Below are 16005 nucleotides of genomic sequence, written 5' to 3' on the forward strand. Positions count from 1 at the left end.
GCAGCGTAACGGAGGCGCGACCCGAATACCTATAGGACAGGATGTTTTAACTCCGGCGGCGTGTCGCTCATCCGCTCGCGCTCACTCGCCGATGTACGACATGACGTGCTTGATGCGCGTGTAGTCCTCGAACCCGTACATCGACAGGTCCTTGCCGTACCCCGAGTGCTTGAACCCGCCGTGCGGCATCTCGGCCACGATCGGGATGTGCGTGTTGATCCACACGCAGCCGAAGTCGAGGCCCTTCGCGAACCGCATCGCCCGTCCGTGGTCCTTCGTCCACACCGACGAGGCCAAGCCGTACCGCACGCCGTTCGCCCAGCGCAGCGCCTCCGCCTCGTCGGTGAACCGCTGCACGGTCTGCACCGGGCCGAAGATCTCGTTCTGCACCGCGTCATCGTCCTGCCGCAGGCCGGAGACGATCGTGGCCTCCCAGAAGTAGCCGCGGTCGCCCTGGCGGCGGCCGCCGAGCTCGACGTTCGCGTGGTCGGGCAGCCGATCGACGAAGCCGCTGACCTGTGCGAGCTGGTTCGCGTTGTTGAGCGGACCGTAGAGGATGCCGTCCTCGCGCGGCGCCCCGGTGCGCGCGTTGCTGCGCGCGTACTGGGCGAGAGCGGCCACGAACTCGTCGTGCACGCCCTCCTGCACCAGGAGGCGGGTGGCGGCGGTGCAGTCCTGGCCGGCGTTGAAGTAGCCGGCCGCGACGATGCCCTCGACCGCCCGTTCGATGTCGGCGTCGTCGAACACGATCACGGGAGCCTTGCCGCCGAGCTCGAGGTGCACGCGCTTGAGGTCGGAGGAGGCTGCGCGGGCGACCTCCATGCCCGCGCGCACCGACCCCGTGATCGACACGAGCTGCGGGATGGGGTGGTCGATCATGGCGGCGCCGGTGCTGCGGTCGCCGAGCACGACGTTGAGGACGCCGGCCGGGAGGAACTCGCTCGCGACCTCCGCCAGCAGCAGCGTCGACAGCGGCGTGGTGTCCGAGGGCTTCAGCACGGTCGTGTTGCCCGCGGCGAGCGCCGGCGCGAACTTCCACACGGCCATGTTGAGGGGATAGTTCCACGGCGTCACCTGGCCGACCACGCCGATCGGCTCGCGGCGGATCATCGAGGTGTGGTCCTTCAGGTACTCGCCGGCCGAGCGGCCCTCCAGGTTGCGGGCGGCGCCGGCGAAGAAGCGGATCTGGTCCACTGACAGCAGGATCTCGTCCTCGACGAGGGTCGCGCGGGGCTTGCCGGTGTCCTGCGACTCGGCGTCGGCGAACTCCTCTGCGCGCTCCTCCATCGCGTCGGCGATCCGGAACAGCGCGAGCTGGCGCTCGCCGGGGGTGCTGCTCCCCCACTCCTCGAACGCCGCCTGGGCCGCGCGGTAGGCGTCGGCGACGTCCTCGGCCGTCGACACGGGTGCGGTGGCGTACACGTCTTCGGTCGCCGGATCGATCAGCGGGATGCTCGCGCTGCCGCGTGCGTCGGCGGGCGCACCGTTGACGAAGTTCTTCAGTTCGGGTGCGATTGTCGTGCTCATCGGTGAACTCATGCCGGGGAGTCTACTGATTTCGTCGGTCAATCGGGCAGGAATGTGCGGATTCGCTTGCTAGACCGCCCCGCCACTGACAGAATCGCTCCATGAGTACCCCTCGGGCAACGAATGGCACGAAGGCCCCGGTCATCGACGACGTCTCCAAGGCGATCATCGAGCAGTTGCAGGTGGACGGCCGCAAGTCCTACGCGGAGATCGGCAAGGCCGTCGGTCTCAGCGAGGCGGCGGTCCGGCAGCGCGTGCAGAAGCTGACCGAGTCGGGGGTGATGCAGATCGTGGCGGTGACCGATCCGATGCAGCTCGGCTTCTACCGCCAGGCGATGATCGGCGTGCGCGTCACCGGCGACACTCTCGTGATCGCCGACCAGCTCGCGGCGATGCCGGCTGTGGACTACGTGGTCCTCACGGCCGGCACGTACGACATCCTCGCGGAGGTCGTGTGCGAGAACGACCTCGACCTCATCACCATGCTCAACTCCGAGATCCGGACGCTCGAGGGAGTGCTCTCCACCGAGACGTTCGTGTATCTCAAACTCCACAAACAGTTCTACAACTGGGGAACGCGATAACCATGACGACAACCGTTGAAACGTTCGGCGAGCCCATCACACCCGATGAGGCAGACCTGCAGGCGAAGGCACGCGACCACCTCTGGATGCACTTCGCACGCCAGTCGGTGATGGAGGAGGGCCACGGCGTCCCGATCATCACGCGCGGCCAGGGCCACCACATCTGGGACGACCACGGAAAGCGCTACATCGACGGCCTCTCCGGCCTGTTCGTCGTGAACGCGGGCCACGGCCGCAAGCGCCTGGCCGAGGTCGCGGCCAAGCAGGCCGAGCAGCTCGCCTTCTTCCCGATCTGGTCCTACGCCCACCCCAACGCGATCGAGCTCGCCGACCGCCTCGCGCACTACGCGCCCGGCGACCTCAACCGGGTGTTCTTCTCCACCGGAGGCGGCGAGGCCGTCGAGACCGCGTTCAAGCTGGCCAAGTACTACTGGAAGCTGCAGGGCCGCCCGACCAAGCACAAGGTCCTCTCCCGCGCCGTCGCGTACCACGGCACCCCGCAGGGCGCGCTGGCGATCACCGGCATCCCGGCCATGAAGGAGATGTTTGAGCCGCTGACCCCCGGCGGGTTCCGCGTCCCGAACACCAACTTCTACCGCGCAGGCGAGATGGGCGCCCCGACCGACGATGTCGAGGCCTTCGGCGTCTGGGCCGCGAACCGCATCGAGGAGATGATCCAGTTCGAGGGTCCCGAGACCGTCGCGGCGATCTTCCTGGAGCCGGTGCAGAACTCCGGCGGCTGCTTCCCGCCGCCTCCCGGCTACTTCCAGCGGGTGCGCGAGATCTGCGACAAGTACGACGTGCTGATGGTCAGCGACGAGGTCATCTGCGCGTTCGGCCGCATCGGCCACATGTTCGCCTGCGACCAGTACGGCTACGTGCCGGACATGATCACCTGCGCGAAGGGCATGACCTCCGGGTACTCCCCCATCGGCGCGACGATCATCAGCGACCGGATCTACGAGCCCTTCAAGCACGGTAACACGTCGTTCTACCACGGCTACACATTCGGCGGTCACCCGGTGTCCGCCGCTGTGGCGCTGGCGAACCTCGACATCTTCGAGGAGGAGCGCCTCAACGAGCGGGTCCGTGAGAACTCGCCGCTGTTCCGCGCCGAGCTGGAGAAGCTGCTCGACCTCCCGATCGTCGGCGACGTCCGCGGCGACGGCTACTTCTTCGGCATCGAGCTGGTGAAGGACAAGGCGACCAAGGAGACGTTCAACGACGACGAGTCCGAGCGGCTGCTGCGTGGCTTCCTCTCCAAGGCGCTGTACGACGCCGGCCTGTACTGCCGCGCCGACGACCGTGGCGACCCCGTCGTCCAGCTCGCCCCGCCGCTGACCATCGGCCCGGACGAATTCGTCGAGATCCGGCAGATCCTGGAGTCGGTGCTCTCCGAGGCGAGCAACCACCTGTAAGCGAAGCACCAGCGAACGAGTCCGCGCACCGCACCAGTACTGCGGGCGCGGACTCGTTCTCTTTTTCCGTGACGTGTTGAGGAGTGACGTGGACTACCGCAGTGTCGGCTTCTGGTTCGACTCGATCGCCGAGGCCGAGGACGGCTTCCGACCCCGCCCCGCGCTGGCCGACGACACCACGGTGGACGTGGCGATCGTCGGCGCCGGCCTCACCGGGCTCTGGACCGCCTACTACCTGCTGGAGCTCGACCCCGGCCTGAGGATCCTGCTGCTGGAGCGCGAGATCGCCGGCTTCGGGGCGTCGGGCCGCAACGGCGGCTGGTGCTCCGCGCTGTTCCCGTGGTCGGCGTCCGCCCTCGCCTCGCGCTACGGCCGGGAGGCCGCGGTCGCGCAGCGGCAGGCGATGGTCGACACCGTGGACGAGGTGGGCCGGGTCGCCGCCGCGGAGGACATCGACTGCGACTTCGCCCGCGGCGGCACGGTCACGTTCGCCCGGGACCGCGTGCAGCTCGCGGCCGCGCAGGCCGAGTTCGCCGAGTCGGAGGAGTTCGGCGTCGACCGGGTCGCCCTGGCCGGCACCGAGACCGTCCAGGCCCGCTACGGGGTGCCGGATGCCGTGGCCGCCACGATCACGCCCGCGTGCGCGCGCGTCCACCCCGCCAAGCTCGTGCGCGGGCTCGCCCGGGCGGTCGAGCGCCGCGGGGCGACCATCGCCGAGGGCACGGAAGTCGTCGGCTGGCGGGACGGCGTCGTCCGGGTGCGGGTCGGCGACGCCGAGCGCACGGTGACGGCCGGCACGGTCGTGAACGCCACCGAGGGCTACGGCTCGCAGCTCCCCCAGGTCGGGCGGAGCATCCTCCCGCTGTACTCCCTGATGATCGCGACGGAGCCGCTGTCCGACGCGGTCTGGGACCGCATCGGCATCGAGCACGGCCAGACCTTCGCCGACTTCCGCCACCTGATCGTCTACGGCCAGCGCACGGCGGACAACCGGATCGCGTTCGGTGGCCGCGGCGCCCGCTACCACCTGGGCAGCGCGATCCACACCTCCTACGACCGCTCGCCCCGGGTCCGCAGCCACCTCGTCCGGACGCTCGGCGAGCTGTTCCCCGCGGTCGCCGGCGTGCGCATCACCCACCACTGGGGCGGCCCGCTGGGCGTCCCGCGCGACTGGCACGCCGCCGTCGGGCTCGACCGCGACCACCGGGAAGCGTGGGCCGGCGGGTACGTCGGCGACGGCCTGAGCACCACGAACCTCGCCGGCCGCACCCTCGCCGACCTGATCGCGGATCGGCGCACCGCGCTCACGGAGCTCCCCTGGGTCGGCCACCGCTCACCACGCTGGGAGCCGGAGCCGCTGCGCTTCCTCGGCGCCAACGCGGGCCTCGTCGCGATGGAGGGCGCCGACCTGGAAGAGCGCGCGACCGGACGCGGGTCGCTCATCGCGCGCGCGATGGCGCCACTCACCGGCCACTGACCGCACTCACACCCTCACCCATCCCCGAGGGGCAGAAGGGGGTGGCGTTACGCGTCCTCGAACCGCAGGTGCCTGACGCTGCGGCCGTTGCGGCGGACGAGGCGCAGAGCCTCCACGCCGATCCGGATGTGCCGTTCGACGAACTGGGCCGTGACGCTGCGGTCGCTCTCGGCCGTCTTGACGCCCTCCGGGACCATCGGCTGATCGGAGACCAGCAGCAGCGCGCCGCTCGGGATGTGGTTGGCGAAGCCCGCCGCGAAGATGGTCGCGGTCTCCATGTCGACCGCCATGCACCGGGTCTGCCGCAGGTAGGTCTTGAACGTGTCGTCGTGCTCCCAGACCCGCCGGTTCGTCGTGTAGACCGTGCCCGTCCAGTAGTCGTAGCCCGCGTCGCGGATGCTGGTGGAGACACCGCGCTGGAGCTGGAACGCCGGCAGCGCGGGGACCTCGGGCGGCAGGTAGTCGTTGGAGGTGCCCTCGCCGCGGATGGCCGCGATCGGGAGCACCAGGTCGCCGAGCCGGTTCTTCTTCTTGACCCCGCCGCACTTGCCCAGGAAGAGCGCCGCCTTCGGGCTCACCGCGCTCAGCAGGTCCATGATCGTCGCCGCGTTCGGGCTGCCCATGCCGAAGTTGATCATGGTGATGCCGTCGGCCGTCGCGTTCGGCATCGAACGGTCGGTGCCGCGCACCTCTGCTCCGTACCATTCCGCGAACCGGTAGACGTAGTCGCCGAAGTTGGTGAGCAGGATGTGCTCGCCGAACTCCTCCAACGGCGTCCCCGTGTAGCGCGGGAGCCAGTCCCGGACGATCTCCCGCTTCTCCTTCATCCCACCACGATCCGGCATCCCGCCCCGCTCCGGCATCGCACTCATGTCCGGAATCGCGCCCATCTCACCCTCCACGGCTAGACGACCGTCGTCCCGAGCAGCGCGCCGATCGCGAACGTCGCCGCCAGCGCCAGAGCGCCGCCGATGACGACCCGCAGCATCGCCCGGCCGCGCGAGGCGCCGCCGATCCACGCCGCGACGTACCCGGTCGCAGCCAGCGCGATCAGCACGACCACGAAGGTCAGCGGGATGCGGATGTCCGCCGGCGTCAGGATCGTCAGCAGCGGGAGGATGCCGCCGATCGTGAACGCGATCGCGGACGCGATGGCCGCGTGCCAGGGGCTCACGACGTCATCCTGGTCGATGCCGAGCTCGGCGGAGAGGTGGGCTGCCAGCGCGTCGTGCTCGGTGAGCTCGATCGCGACCTGGCGCGCGGTCTCCGGCTTCAGTCCCTTCGCCTGGTACAGGCCGGTGAGCTCCGCGAGCTCCTGCTCGGGCATCTCGGCCAGCTCGCGGCGCTCCTTCGCGATGAGCGCGTGCTCGCTGTCGCGCTGGCTGCTCACCGACACGTACTCGCCGAGCGCCATGGAGATCGCACCGCCTACGAGCGCGGCGAGTCCCGCGGTCAGGATCGCCGCGATGGAGGACGTGGCGCTCGCGACGCCGACCACCACGGCGGCGACGGACACGATGCCGTCGTTGGCGCCGAGCACTCCGGCTCTCAGCCAGTTGAGCCGTTGCGCGAGCCCCTCGCGGTGCGGTTCGTCGGGATGTCGTCCGTTCACGGTCTCCGCGGTCATAGCGTCAGCCTAGGAAGGCGGCGGCCGTCCCGCCAGCAAGCAGAGCCGAACCTAACCCGCGTCCGGCACCGCGGGATCGCCCGCGTCCGCGCGCTTGGCCTCCCGCAGCCGCCGCTGCACGCGGTACTCGTGCACGGTCAGTGCCACGATCAACACGTCGAACGCGGTCAGGGCGACCATCCCCCAGCTGAAGTGCCGTGCCAGCTCCCAGGTCTGCCAGCCGATGAAGACGGCGAGGAAGCCGATCATCCACGGGTAGGCCCAGAGCTGCTCCCTCAGCACCGCCCAGACCAGCACGACCTTCACGATGCCGTGCAGCAGCAGGTAGACCGCGCCGAACAGGGTCGCGGAGCCGGTGAGGGTGTGGCCGAAGTGGACGATCCAATTGGAGACCGGGTCGTTCGGGTCCTCACCGAGCTCGTGCTGGGTGAGGAAGACGACGACCGCGTTCATCCGCTGCGGCGTCAGGAACAGCAGCAGGACGCCCCCGATCAGTTCGAGCACGCCGTCCACGCCCTTCAGCACCAGGGTGACGCGGAAGAGGATCTCCAGGGCCCGCTCCCGGCGGTCGACGGTGCCGTGCTCGGCGTCGCGCTCGGTGCTCATCCCCCCATCGAACCACCGGACGAGGTCGCCCCCATGGCGAAGCCGGTCGGTTCCATGAGAGTAGACTCAGAAATCTTACGTAACAGAAAGGCCTGCGTGTGACTCCCCTGCTCTCCTCCCTTCTGGACGACGTCCTCCGCCGCAACGCCGGCGAGCCGGAATTCCATCAGGCCGCGCGAGAGGTGCTCGGCTCGTTGGACCCGGTCATCCAGGCGAACCCGCGTTACGCCGAGGCGGCCGTGCTGGAGCGCATCACCGAGCCCGAGCGGCAGCTGATCTTCCGGGTGCCGTGGACCGACGACGAGGGGAACATCCTGGTCAACCGGGGCTTCCGGGTGGAGTTCAACTCGGCGCTCGGCCCGTACAAGGGCGGGCTGCGCTTCCACCCGAGCGTCACGCTCGGCACAGTGAAGTTCCTCGGCTTCGAGCAGATCTTCAAGAACGCACTCACCGGCCTCCCGATCGGCGGCGGCAAGGGCGGCAGCGACTTCGACCCGAAGGGCCGCTCCGACGCCGAGGTGATGCGGTTCTGCCAGTCGTTCATGACCGAGCTGTACCGGCACCTCGGCGAATACACCGACGTGCCGGCGGGCGACATCGGCGTCGGCGGCCGCGAGATCGGCTACCTGTTCGGCCAGTACAAGCGCATCACCAACCGCTACGAGTCCGGCGTGCTCACCGGCAAGGGCGTCGGCTGGGGCGGCTCGCTGGTCCGCACGGAGGCGACCGGTTTCGGCGCCGTCGTGTTCGCCCAGCGGATGCTGGCCACGCGCGGGCGCTCGTTCGAGGGCGCGCGCGTCCTCGTCTCCGGTTCCGGCAACGTCGCCCTGTACGCGATCCAGAAGGTGCACCGGCTCGGCGGCACGGTCGTGGCCTGCTCGGACTCCTCCGGCGTCGTCTACGACCGCGACGGGATCGACTTCGAGCTGCTCCGTCAGCTCAAGGAGGTTGAGCGCGGCCGACTGTCGGAGTACGCCTCCCGCCGCGGCCCGTCGGCGGAGTACCGCGCGAACGGCGACATCTGGGCGATCGCCGCGCAGACCCCGATCGACGTCGCCATCCCCTGCGCCACGCAGAACGAGTTGGACGCCACCGCCGCGGCGACGCTCGCGGGCAACGGCGTCGCCGCCGTGGTCGAGGGCGCCAACATGCCGTGCACGCCGGAGGCGGTGCACGTGCTGCGCGCGGCCGGTGTGCTGTTCGCCCCGGGCAAGGCCGCGAACGCGGGCGGTGTGGCGACCTCCGCCCTGGAGATGCAGCAGAACGCGTCGCGGGATGCCTGGACGTTCGACTACGCGGAGCGGCGCCTGGACGAGATCATGACCTCGATCCACGACAGCTGCGCCGAGACCGCGGAGCAGTACGACGCCCCGGGCGACTATGTGCTCGGCGCGAACGTCGCGGGCTTCGTCCGGGTCGCCGACGCCATGCTCGCGCTCGGGGTCATCTAGCGCCTCGGCCGGATCGGGCGCCCGCGTTCAGCGGGCGCTAGTGGCGCCCGATCCGCTTGCGCAGCCATTCGATCCGCGCTTGCAGTTGCGAGACGCTCGCCTGCGCCACCGCCGGGCCGCCGCACACGCGGCGCAGTTCCGCGTGGATGAGCCCGTGCGGCTCCCCCGAGTTCTTCGAGTACAGCCCGACCAGGCTGTTGAGCAGCTGGCGCTGCTCCTTGAGCGTGCGATGCAGCGTCGCAGGCGGGTGCCCGTCGGCCGTGGCCGGCCGCGACGCGTGCCGGCGCGCCTGCCGCTGCTGGCGCTGCAGCAGGAGATCGTGCACCTGGTCGGGCTCCAGGATTCCGGGGAGCCCGATGAAGTCGAGCTCCTCGTCGGTGCCCGGCACGGCGAAGCCGCCGAACTCGCGCCCGTCGTAGACGACGCGGTCGAAGTTCGCCTCCGACGCGAGCGCCTCGAACGTGAACAGCTCGGTCAGCGCCTCCGACGCTTTGCCCTCCCTGTTGGCCTCGGCGACCAGGGCGTCCTCCGGGTTCCAGAGGTCGCCCTCGCCGCCCTCCGCCGACGGCCGGTCCAGTGCGTGGTCGCGCTCCAGCTCCAGCGCGTTGGCGAGCGCCATCAGGGTGGGGACGTTCGGGAGGAACACCGACGCCGTCTCGCCGCGGCGCCGCGCACGCACGAAACGGCCGATCGCCTGGGCGAAGAACAGCGGCGTGGAGGCGCTGGTCGCGTACACGCCGACCGCCAGCCGCGGCACGTCGACCCCCTCCGACACCATCCGCACGGCGACCATCCACCGCGACTCGCCCGCCGAGAACTCGGCGATCCGGTCGCTGGCCTCCTTCTCGTCGGAGAGCACCACGGTGACCGGCTCGCCGGTGAGCTGCTGCAGGAGGTCGGCATACGCGCGCGCCGTGTAGTGGTCGGTGGCGATCACCAGGCCGCCGGCGTCCGGGATGGAGTTGCGCACCTCCGTGAGCCGGCGGTCGGCTGCGCTCAGCACGGCGGGGATCCACTCGCCGCGCGGGTCGAGCGCCGTGCGCCACGCCTGCGAGGTGATGTCCTTGGTGTTGCCCTCGCCGAGCCGCGCCTCCATCTCGTCGCCGGTCTTCGTGCGCCAGCGCATGTGCCCGGCGTAGACCATGAAGATCACCGGGCGCACGACACCGTCGCTGAGTGCGCGGCCGTAGCCGTAGTTGTAGTCGGTGACCGAGGTGCGGATGCCCTGCCGGTCGGGCAGGTAGGAGACGAACGGGATCGGCGCGGTGTCGGACCGGAACGGCGTCCCGGTCAGCGACAGCCGCCGTGTGGCCCGCTCGAACGCGTCCCGGATCCCGTCGCCCCAGCTCAGTGCGTCGCCGCCGTGGTGCACCTCGTCGAGGATGACCAGGGTGCGGTACGCCTCGGTGATGTCCTTGTGCAGGCTCGGCCGCATGGCGACCTGGGCGTAGGTGACCGCCGCGCCCTTGTAGTGCCGGGCATAGCGGCCGTCGGCGTTGCGGAAGTCGGGGTCGAGGTGGAGGCCGACGCGGGCCGCGGCCTCCGCCCACTGCCGTTTCAGGTGCTCGGTCGGCGCGACGACGGTGACCCGCTCGATCACGCGGCGGGACAGCAGCTCCGTCGCCAGCCGCAGCGCGAACGTGGTCTTGCCTGCGCCAGGCGTCGCCGCCGCGAGGAAGTCGCGCGGCTCGTTCACGAAGTAGGCGTCGAGGGCCTCCGCCTGCCAGGCGCGGAGCTTGCCCGCGGTGCCCCAGGCGGCGCGCTCGGGGAACGACGGGGAGAGGTGCTCGGCGGCGAAACTGCCGGCGCGCGCGCCGGTCGAGAACTCGGTCGCGGTCTCGGCTGTGGTGTCGCCTTCGGCGGCCTCCGCGGGTACGCCAGCGCTCACCCCGGGCTCATCGGGCAAGGCTGCTGCGTTCGTCTCCACTTGGATCGAATCTACCGGAGCCGCCTGACAATCGCCGTCCAGCCGCTCGCCGGATGCAGAATGGAGGGATGGTCCAAGTTCAGCATCCGTGGTCCCGCTACGTCGCGATCGGCGACTCGTTCACCGAGGGCATCGGGGATCCGGAACCGCTGAGTCCCGGTGGCCACCGCGGCTGGGCCGACCGAGTGGCCGAGGTGCTGAGCAGCAAGACCGACGACTTCGCCTACGCGAACCTGGCGGTGCGCGGCAAGCTGATCAAGCAGATCCTGGACGAGCAGGTCGACGCGGCGGTCGCCCTCCGCCCCGACCTCATCACCATCTCGGCGGGCGGCAACGACGTGATCCGCCCCGGCACCGACCCGGACGCGATCGCCTCGCTGTTCGACGAGGCGGTGCGCCGCCTGAGCGCGGAAGGTGCAACGGTTGTGGTCTTCACAGGAGCGGATGTCGGATTCTCCCCCGTGTTCCGCGGCATCCGCGGCAAGGTCGCGATCTACAACGAGAACATCCGCGCGGTCGCCGCGAAGTACGACGCGATCGTGGCCGATCTGTGGTCGCTCACCGAGATCCAGGACGTCCGGATGTGGGCCCCCGACCGCCTCCACCTCGCCCCGCTCGGCCACCACACGGTCGCCCGGATGGTGCTCGCGGCCCTCAACGTGCAGAACGACCTCCAGCCGCTGGAACCGGAGCCGCTGCCGGCCCGCACCTGGCGCCAGGCCCGTGCGGAGGACCTGTCGTGGGCGAGAGAGTACCTGGTGCCGTGGGTGCTCAGGCGCATCCGGCACCAGTCGTCGGGCGACCATGTGCTGCCGAAGCGGCCGCAGGCGGGGCCGTTCGTGATCGAGGTGGTGGAGGAGGAGTAGGGGCGAGCGTCCTAGGAGTCGTCCGATCCATAGAGGTCGATGCCATCCCGGGACAGGAGCGCCCGCGCAGCCGGTGCGACGTGCCGCGAATACTCGTCGGTGAGGTGGACCAGGTCGAACTTGGTCGGCAGTCCGCTGGCGAACGCCGGGCAGCTCGCTTCGACGCAGACGAGTGGTCGAGGGTCGAACCAGACCCCACCCGCCTCGGCCGCGAGCCTCTTTTCAAGCTTTCCTCGTTCAAGCCAATATGTTTGCACCTTCGTGACGCAATCGCTCGGTGCGCCCCGTGGCGAATAGCACTCGCGCACATCTTTGTCCGACGGTGGGGGTGCGAACATCACGACCTTGCCGACGTTCGGTGCCACCTTGTTCAGGTATGACCGCATGCCGGCCTGGTACGCGTCCTCCGTCACACGGTCACCATCGACAGTGTTGTACGGGGTATAGGTGTTGGTGATCAGGAGCACGTCCGGTTTGAGCGTGGCGATGTTCTCGATCGATCGGACCTTGTGCTCGGGGCACGCCTTCTTGACCTCGGCGACGCTGTTCGAAGTCTGGATGTCGACGAACGGGCTCCCGAACATGCCGAGAGATGTCGCCTTCATCCGTCCGTTCGACGAGTCTGCCAGCGCCCTCAGCATCGCGACGTATGCCATCGACGTGGAGTCGCCGACGATCGCGACTGACGTCGCCGCGTCGGGCGCTCCCCAGGTGCAGTCGTCCATCCCCGGATGTGTGGTCACGCCGCACGCGGTCACGGCGGGGTCGTGCTTATAGCCGCTGAGCACGCTGTCCATCGACGGGGCGAGTTCCGGCCAGGTTTTCGCAGCCAACGCTTCCGTCAGCGCGGTCTGGATGGATTGGATCGCCGTTTCTCCGCTCGGCGCTGGTGTGCTCCCGTCCGCCACCGTGGGCACCGATTCAGCCGGGGTGTTCTGCGCGCCTCGGTCTGCAATGAGACTTGCTGCGATCGCGGCGACCGCCATTGCGCCGGCGACGGACAACGCTACGAGCCGCATCCGCCTGGTCTTGCTCGCCGCGCGCCGCCGCTTCTTCTTCTTCTTCTTCTGGGGCTCCAACCACGACGAACGACGAACTGGCTCCTCGATGAAACCGTACGACAGGGCGGCGAGCAGGACCGAAAGAGCGATCGATTCGAGCGCGGGTATCGGGGTGCCGTAACTCGGCGTTCCACGAGCGAGCTCGGCGACGAAGATGAGCGCCGGAAAGTGCCACAAGTAGAGCGAATACGAGATGTCGCCGATGTAACCCAGGAACGGGTTGGCGAGGGGATTGAGCCAGGCGCGCTTCGGCTGCCACGGAAAGGCGATGAACGCGGCGGTGCTGAGCACTGCCAGCGCAGCCCAGGGAGCCGGGAAACCGTGGTCGGAGGGCGTGACGACGGCCGCCGCGATCATGCCGACGAACGCCATCAACGAGATGAACGGCCGGACGACCGAAGGCAGCCGGGAGAACCAGGGCATGCACAACGCGACGGTCGCTCCGACCGAGAGCTCCCAGAGCCGGGCCGGCGTGATGAAGTACGCGGTGCCGATGTCCGTTTGCGTGAGCTGGAGAGACAGGACGAAAAGCCCGATCGTGATCGCAAGCGTCGTGAGAGCCGCGAAGACGCGAGGGCGACCGGTACGACCGGTGAGCAGGGCGATGAGCAGGATCGCCGCCGGCCAGACCACGTAATACTGCTCTTCGAGACTGAGTGACCAGTAATGCTGGAGCGGCGATGTCTGGGCCCCCTGCGCGAAGTAGTCGGTCGACGCCGCCGCAAAGCGCCAGTTCGACACGAAGAATAACGATGCGACCGCATCCGAGACCGTGGTGATAAACCGGCCGGAACTGAACAGCGCCCAGGCCCCGACGACCGTGACCGCGAGGACGGCGACCGACGCGGGGATCAGCCGCCGGATTCGGCGCCGGTAGAACGCGAGGAATCGGATTCGACCATGGCGTTCGTACTCGCGGTGCAGCACTGAGGTCATCAGGAACCCAGAGATGACGAAGAAGATGTCGACGCCGACGAATCCCCCGGCCGGCCACTCGAAAGCGTGATTCAGCACCACGAGCCCGACCGCCAATGCCCGAAGTCCCTGGAGATCGAGGCGGATCGTGTTCTGCTGGGCGGGCGCCGGCCCCGAGCGTGAGCGCGAAGGACGGGTTCGCCGGCGCTCCTCCGCTCGCAACGGTGCTGGAGATGTCGCAGTCATGTCCCTCAGCTTCGCTTCTGGTGCGCCGAGGCGGTTTCGGAGGGCAGGGCCGCCGGTGCCTGGGGTTCTTCCGGGGTGACGGGATCGGTGGGATCGCCGGTGCCGGCAACGCCCACGAGACGGACTCCCTCAGCGGCCAAGAGCTCGGTCATTCCTCCGGCGACATGCCGCGAGTATTCCTCGGTGAGGTGCACTCGATCGAACTTGACCGGGATGCCCGCGGAGAACGCAGGGCACGATCCGCGCACGCAGAAGAGCTCTCGTGTATCGATCCAGACGGCGTTCGGCACCGCCTTCGCCCATTTGGCCTCGGCCGCTGCGCGGGCCTTCCAGGTCTTATCCACCTTCGAAACACACTCCTTGGGACTGGTGCGAGGTGAGTAGCACTCCCGGATGTCCTTGTCGCCGATGGGAGGCGCGACGAGAGCGATCGTGCCGACGCTCGGGGAGACCTTCTGGAGGTAGGTGTCCAAGCCCTTTCCGAATTCGGCGAGCGTCACTGCACCGCCGTCGGGGTAGTGCTTCTCGGTGAGGTACGAGTTGGTGATGATCAGGACATCCGGCTTCAGCGCGATGATGTTGTCGACTGCCTGCGCCTTTCGCACGGGGCAAGCCTCTTGAAACGACGGGATCGCCATCGCCGTCGACACATCGACGAACGGGCAGCTGTACATGCCCAGCGTCGTGACCTTCAACTGGCCGTTCGACGTGTCCGCCAGCGCGCGGAGGAGCGGTACGTACGCCACAGACGTCGAGTCGCCGACGATTGCGGCCGAGTATGGGGCCATAGGATCTCCCCACGTGCACTGCTCCACGCCCGGGTAGACCTGGTTGGAGCAGGCGTTGGTGGCTTCATCCCGCGTGTATTTCGCGATGATGCTGTCGAACGAGGGGTCGGTCTCCGGCCACGACGTCTCCGCGAGCGCAGCCTTCAGCTCCGCTTGGATCGTCTTGAGGGCGTCCCCGCTCCCAGGATCCGCCGTCGGGCCTGGAGGTTGCGACGCCTTCGAGGCATCGCCCGCATTGCCGCCACCACGTGACTGGCTGTCCACGACGAAGGCCAGGCCGACGGCAGCGACCGTCATAGCAGCCACCGAAGCGATCGCAGCCGCTCTCACGGGCGACGTCCGGTTGCGGCGCTTCCTCGTCGGTTCGAGCCAGCGCGACCGGCGCACGCCCTCCTCGACGAACCGGAACGAGAGCTCCGCCACGACCAACGTCACCACGATCGACACCACCGCTGGGACGGCCGTCTTATCGCCCGGAAGACCCCGGAACGCCTCAGTGATCAGGATGAGCGCTGGGAAATGCCACAAGTACAGAGAGTAGGAGATGTCGCCGAGGTGCGAGAGGACGCGGTTGTCCAGCGGATTGATCCACGAAGTCCGCGGCCGCCACGGGAACGCGATGAAAGTCGCTGTACTGAGGACGGCCACCAGCGCCCACGGAGCAGGGAAACCTTCGCTCGAAGGGGTGATCGCAGCTGCCGCGAGCATACCGGCGAGCGACAGCAACATGACTGCTGGCCGCAGGACCCCCGGCAGTCGGTCGAAAAAGGGCATGCAGAACGCGACGGTGGCGCCGACCGAGAGTTCCCACAGCCTGGCCGGGGTGATGAAGTAGGCGGTGGCGATATCCGCTTGCGTGAGTTGCACGGAGACGAGGAAGAGACCCGCGGTGATCAGGAGGCACAGGAGTCCTGCAGTGACACGCGGTCGGCTGTTCTGCGCGACCAGCAGTGCCAGGACGAGGACACCGAGCGGCCAGACCAGGTAATACTGCTCCTCGAGGCTCAGCGACCAATAGTGCTGCAAGGGCGAGGTCTGCGCGCCCTGTGCGAAGTAGTCCGTCTGTCCCGCAGCGAACCGCCAGTTCGACACGAAGAACAGCGAGGCGACGCCGTCCCACACTGTGGTCATGAACCGGCCGGAGCTGAACAGGAAGAACGCGCCGACAAGAGTGGCCGCGATGGCGGCGGCGGACGCCGGGATCAGGCGACGGATCCGACGCCGGTAGAAAGCGAGGAACTTGATGGTTCCCGTGCGCTCGTACTCGCGATACAGCAGTGACGTCATCAAGAAACCCGAGATGACGAAGAAGATGTCGACCCCGATGAACCCACCGGCCGGCCACTCGAACGCGTGGTTCAGGATCACCAGGCCGACCGCGAGGGCGCGCAGCCCCTGCACGTCCATGCGCTTCTTCGTCGGCGCGACCTGCAGTCGTTCACCTGCTTTGCTGCCGGAGCGGCGGCGAACTCCGGAGTCGGAACGGCTGCGGGGTCGGGTATCTGACGTCAT

Annotated in this window: 12 protein-coding genes; 5 read left to right on the plus strand and 7 right to left on the minus strand. The window is 68.8% G+C overall.

The window, feature by feature from the left end; genetic code table 11:
* Positions 1 to 81 precede the first annotated feature (81 nt).
* A complete protein-coding gene (locus AC3A3H_RS14620; RefSeq protein ID WP_487615272.1) occupies positions 82 to 1539 on the minus strand; it encodes a gamma-aminobutyraldehyde dehydrogenase in 1458 nt (485 codons plus the stop codon).
* 89 nt (positions 1540 to 1628) lie between these two features.
* On the opposite strand from AC3A3H_RS14620, the gene AC3A3H_RS14625 reads away from it, so the two are divergent.
* The 3 genes from AC3A3H_RS14625 (at position 1629) to AC3A3H_RS14635 (ending at position 5006) form a co-directional block, all read left to right on the plus strand.
* Positions 1629 to 2111, plus strand: a complete 483-nt coding sequence (locus AC3A3H_RS14625; RefSeq protein WP_487615273.1) for an Lrp/AsnC family transcriptional regulator — start codon at positions 1629 to 1631, stop codon at positions 2109 to 2111.
* Positions 2112 to 2113: 2 nt separating this feature from the next.
* Positions 2114 to 3529: an aspartate aminotransferase family protein gene (locus AC3A3H_RS14630; RefSeq protein WP_487615274.1), complete on the plus strand. Its 1416-nt coding sequence runs from the start codon at positions 2114 to 2116 to the stop codon at positions 3527 to 3529.
* An 88-nt stretch (positions 3530 to 3617) separates the two neighbouring features.
* Positions 3618 to 5006 (plus strand): NAD(P)/FAD-dependent oxidoreductase, encoded by a 1389-nt coding sequence (locus tag AC3A3H_RS14635; protein ID WP_487615275.1) that lies wholly within the window; start codon positions 3618 to 3620, stop codon positions 5004 to 5006.
* Between the two features lie 47 nt (positions 5007 to 5053).
* On the opposite strand, the gene AC3A3H_RS14640 is transcribed toward AC3A3H_RS14635, so the two are convergent.
* The 3 genes from AC3A3H_RS14640 to AC3A3H_RS14650 form a co-directional block, all read right to left on the minus strand.
* Positions 5054 to 5833 carry an AMP nucleosidase gene (locus AC3A3H_RS14640; RefSeq protein WP_487615276.1) on the minus strand — a complete coding sequence of 260 codons (780 nt, stop codon included), beginning with the start codon at positions 5831 to 5833 and terminating at the stop codon, positions 5054 to 5056.
* Positions 5834 to 5910: 77 nt separating this feature from the next.
* Positions 5911 to 6633, minus strand: coding sequence for a VIT1/CCC1 transporter family protein (locus AC3A3H_RS14645; RefSeq protein ID WP_487615277.1), 723 nt, complete (start codon positions 6631 to 6633; stop codon positions 5911 to 5913).
* A gap of 51 nt (positions 6634 to 6684) precedes the next feature.
* Positions 6685 to 7239, minus strand: coding sequence for a DUF2127 domain-containing protein (locus AC3A3H_RS14650; protein WP_487615278.1), 555 nt, complete (start codon positions 7237 to 7239; stop codon positions 6685 to 6687).
* A 98-nt stretch (positions 7240 to 7337) separates the two neighbouring features.
* On the opposite strand from AC3A3H_RS14650, the gene gdhA reads away from it, so the two are divergent.
* The gene (gdhA, locus tag AC3A3H_RS14655) at positions 7338 to 8690 is read left to right on the plus strand and encodes an NADP-specific glutamate dehydrogenase (protein WP_487615279.1); all 1353 of its coding nucleotides are present in this window, start codon (positions 7338 to 7340) and stop codon (positions 8688 to 8690) included.
* A gap of 37 nt (positions 8691 to 8727) precedes the next feature.
* On the opposite strand, the gene AC3A3H_RS14660 is transcribed toward gdhA, so the two are convergent.
* A complete protein-coding gene (locus AC3A3H_RS14660; RefSeq protein WP_487615280.1) occupies positions 8728 to 10578 on the minus strand; it encodes a DEAD/DEAH box helicase in 1851 nt (616 codons plus the stop codon).
* A gap of 107 nt (positions 10579 to 10685) precedes the next feature.
* Here AC3A3H_RS14660 and AC3A3H_RS14665 point away from each other — a divergent pair, with 107 nt between their 5' ends.
* On the plus strand, positions 10686 to 11483 hold the full coding sequence (locus AC3A3H_RS14665) for an SGNH/GDSL hydrolase family protein (RefSeq protein ID WP_487615281.1): 798 nt from the start codon (positions 10686 to 10688) through the stop codon (positions 11481 to 11483).
* A gap of 11 nt (positions 11484 to 11494) precedes the next feature.
* Here AC3A3H_RS14665 and AC3A3H_RS14670 read toward each other — a convergent pair whose 3' ends face one another.
* Both AC3A3H_RS14670 and AC3A3H_RS14675 read right to left on the minus strand, forming a co-directional pair.
* Positions 11495 to 13705 (minus strand): acyltransferase family protein, encoded by a 2211-nt coding sequence (locus AC3A3H_RS14670; RefSeq protein WP_487615282.1) that lies wholly within the window; start codon positions 13703 to 13705, stop codon positions 11495 to 11497.
* Positions 13706 to 13710: 5 nt separating this feature from the next.
* The gene (locus AC3A3H_RS14675; protein WP_487615283.1) at positions 13711 to 15900 is read right to left on the minus strand and encodes an acyltransferase family protein; all 2190 of its coding nucleotides are present in this window, start codon (positions 15898 to 15900) and stop codon (positions 13711 to 13713) included.
* Positions 15901 to 16005 lie beyond the last annotated feature (105 nt).

Source organism: Leifsonia sp. Soil_N53, from assembly GCF_057655165.1.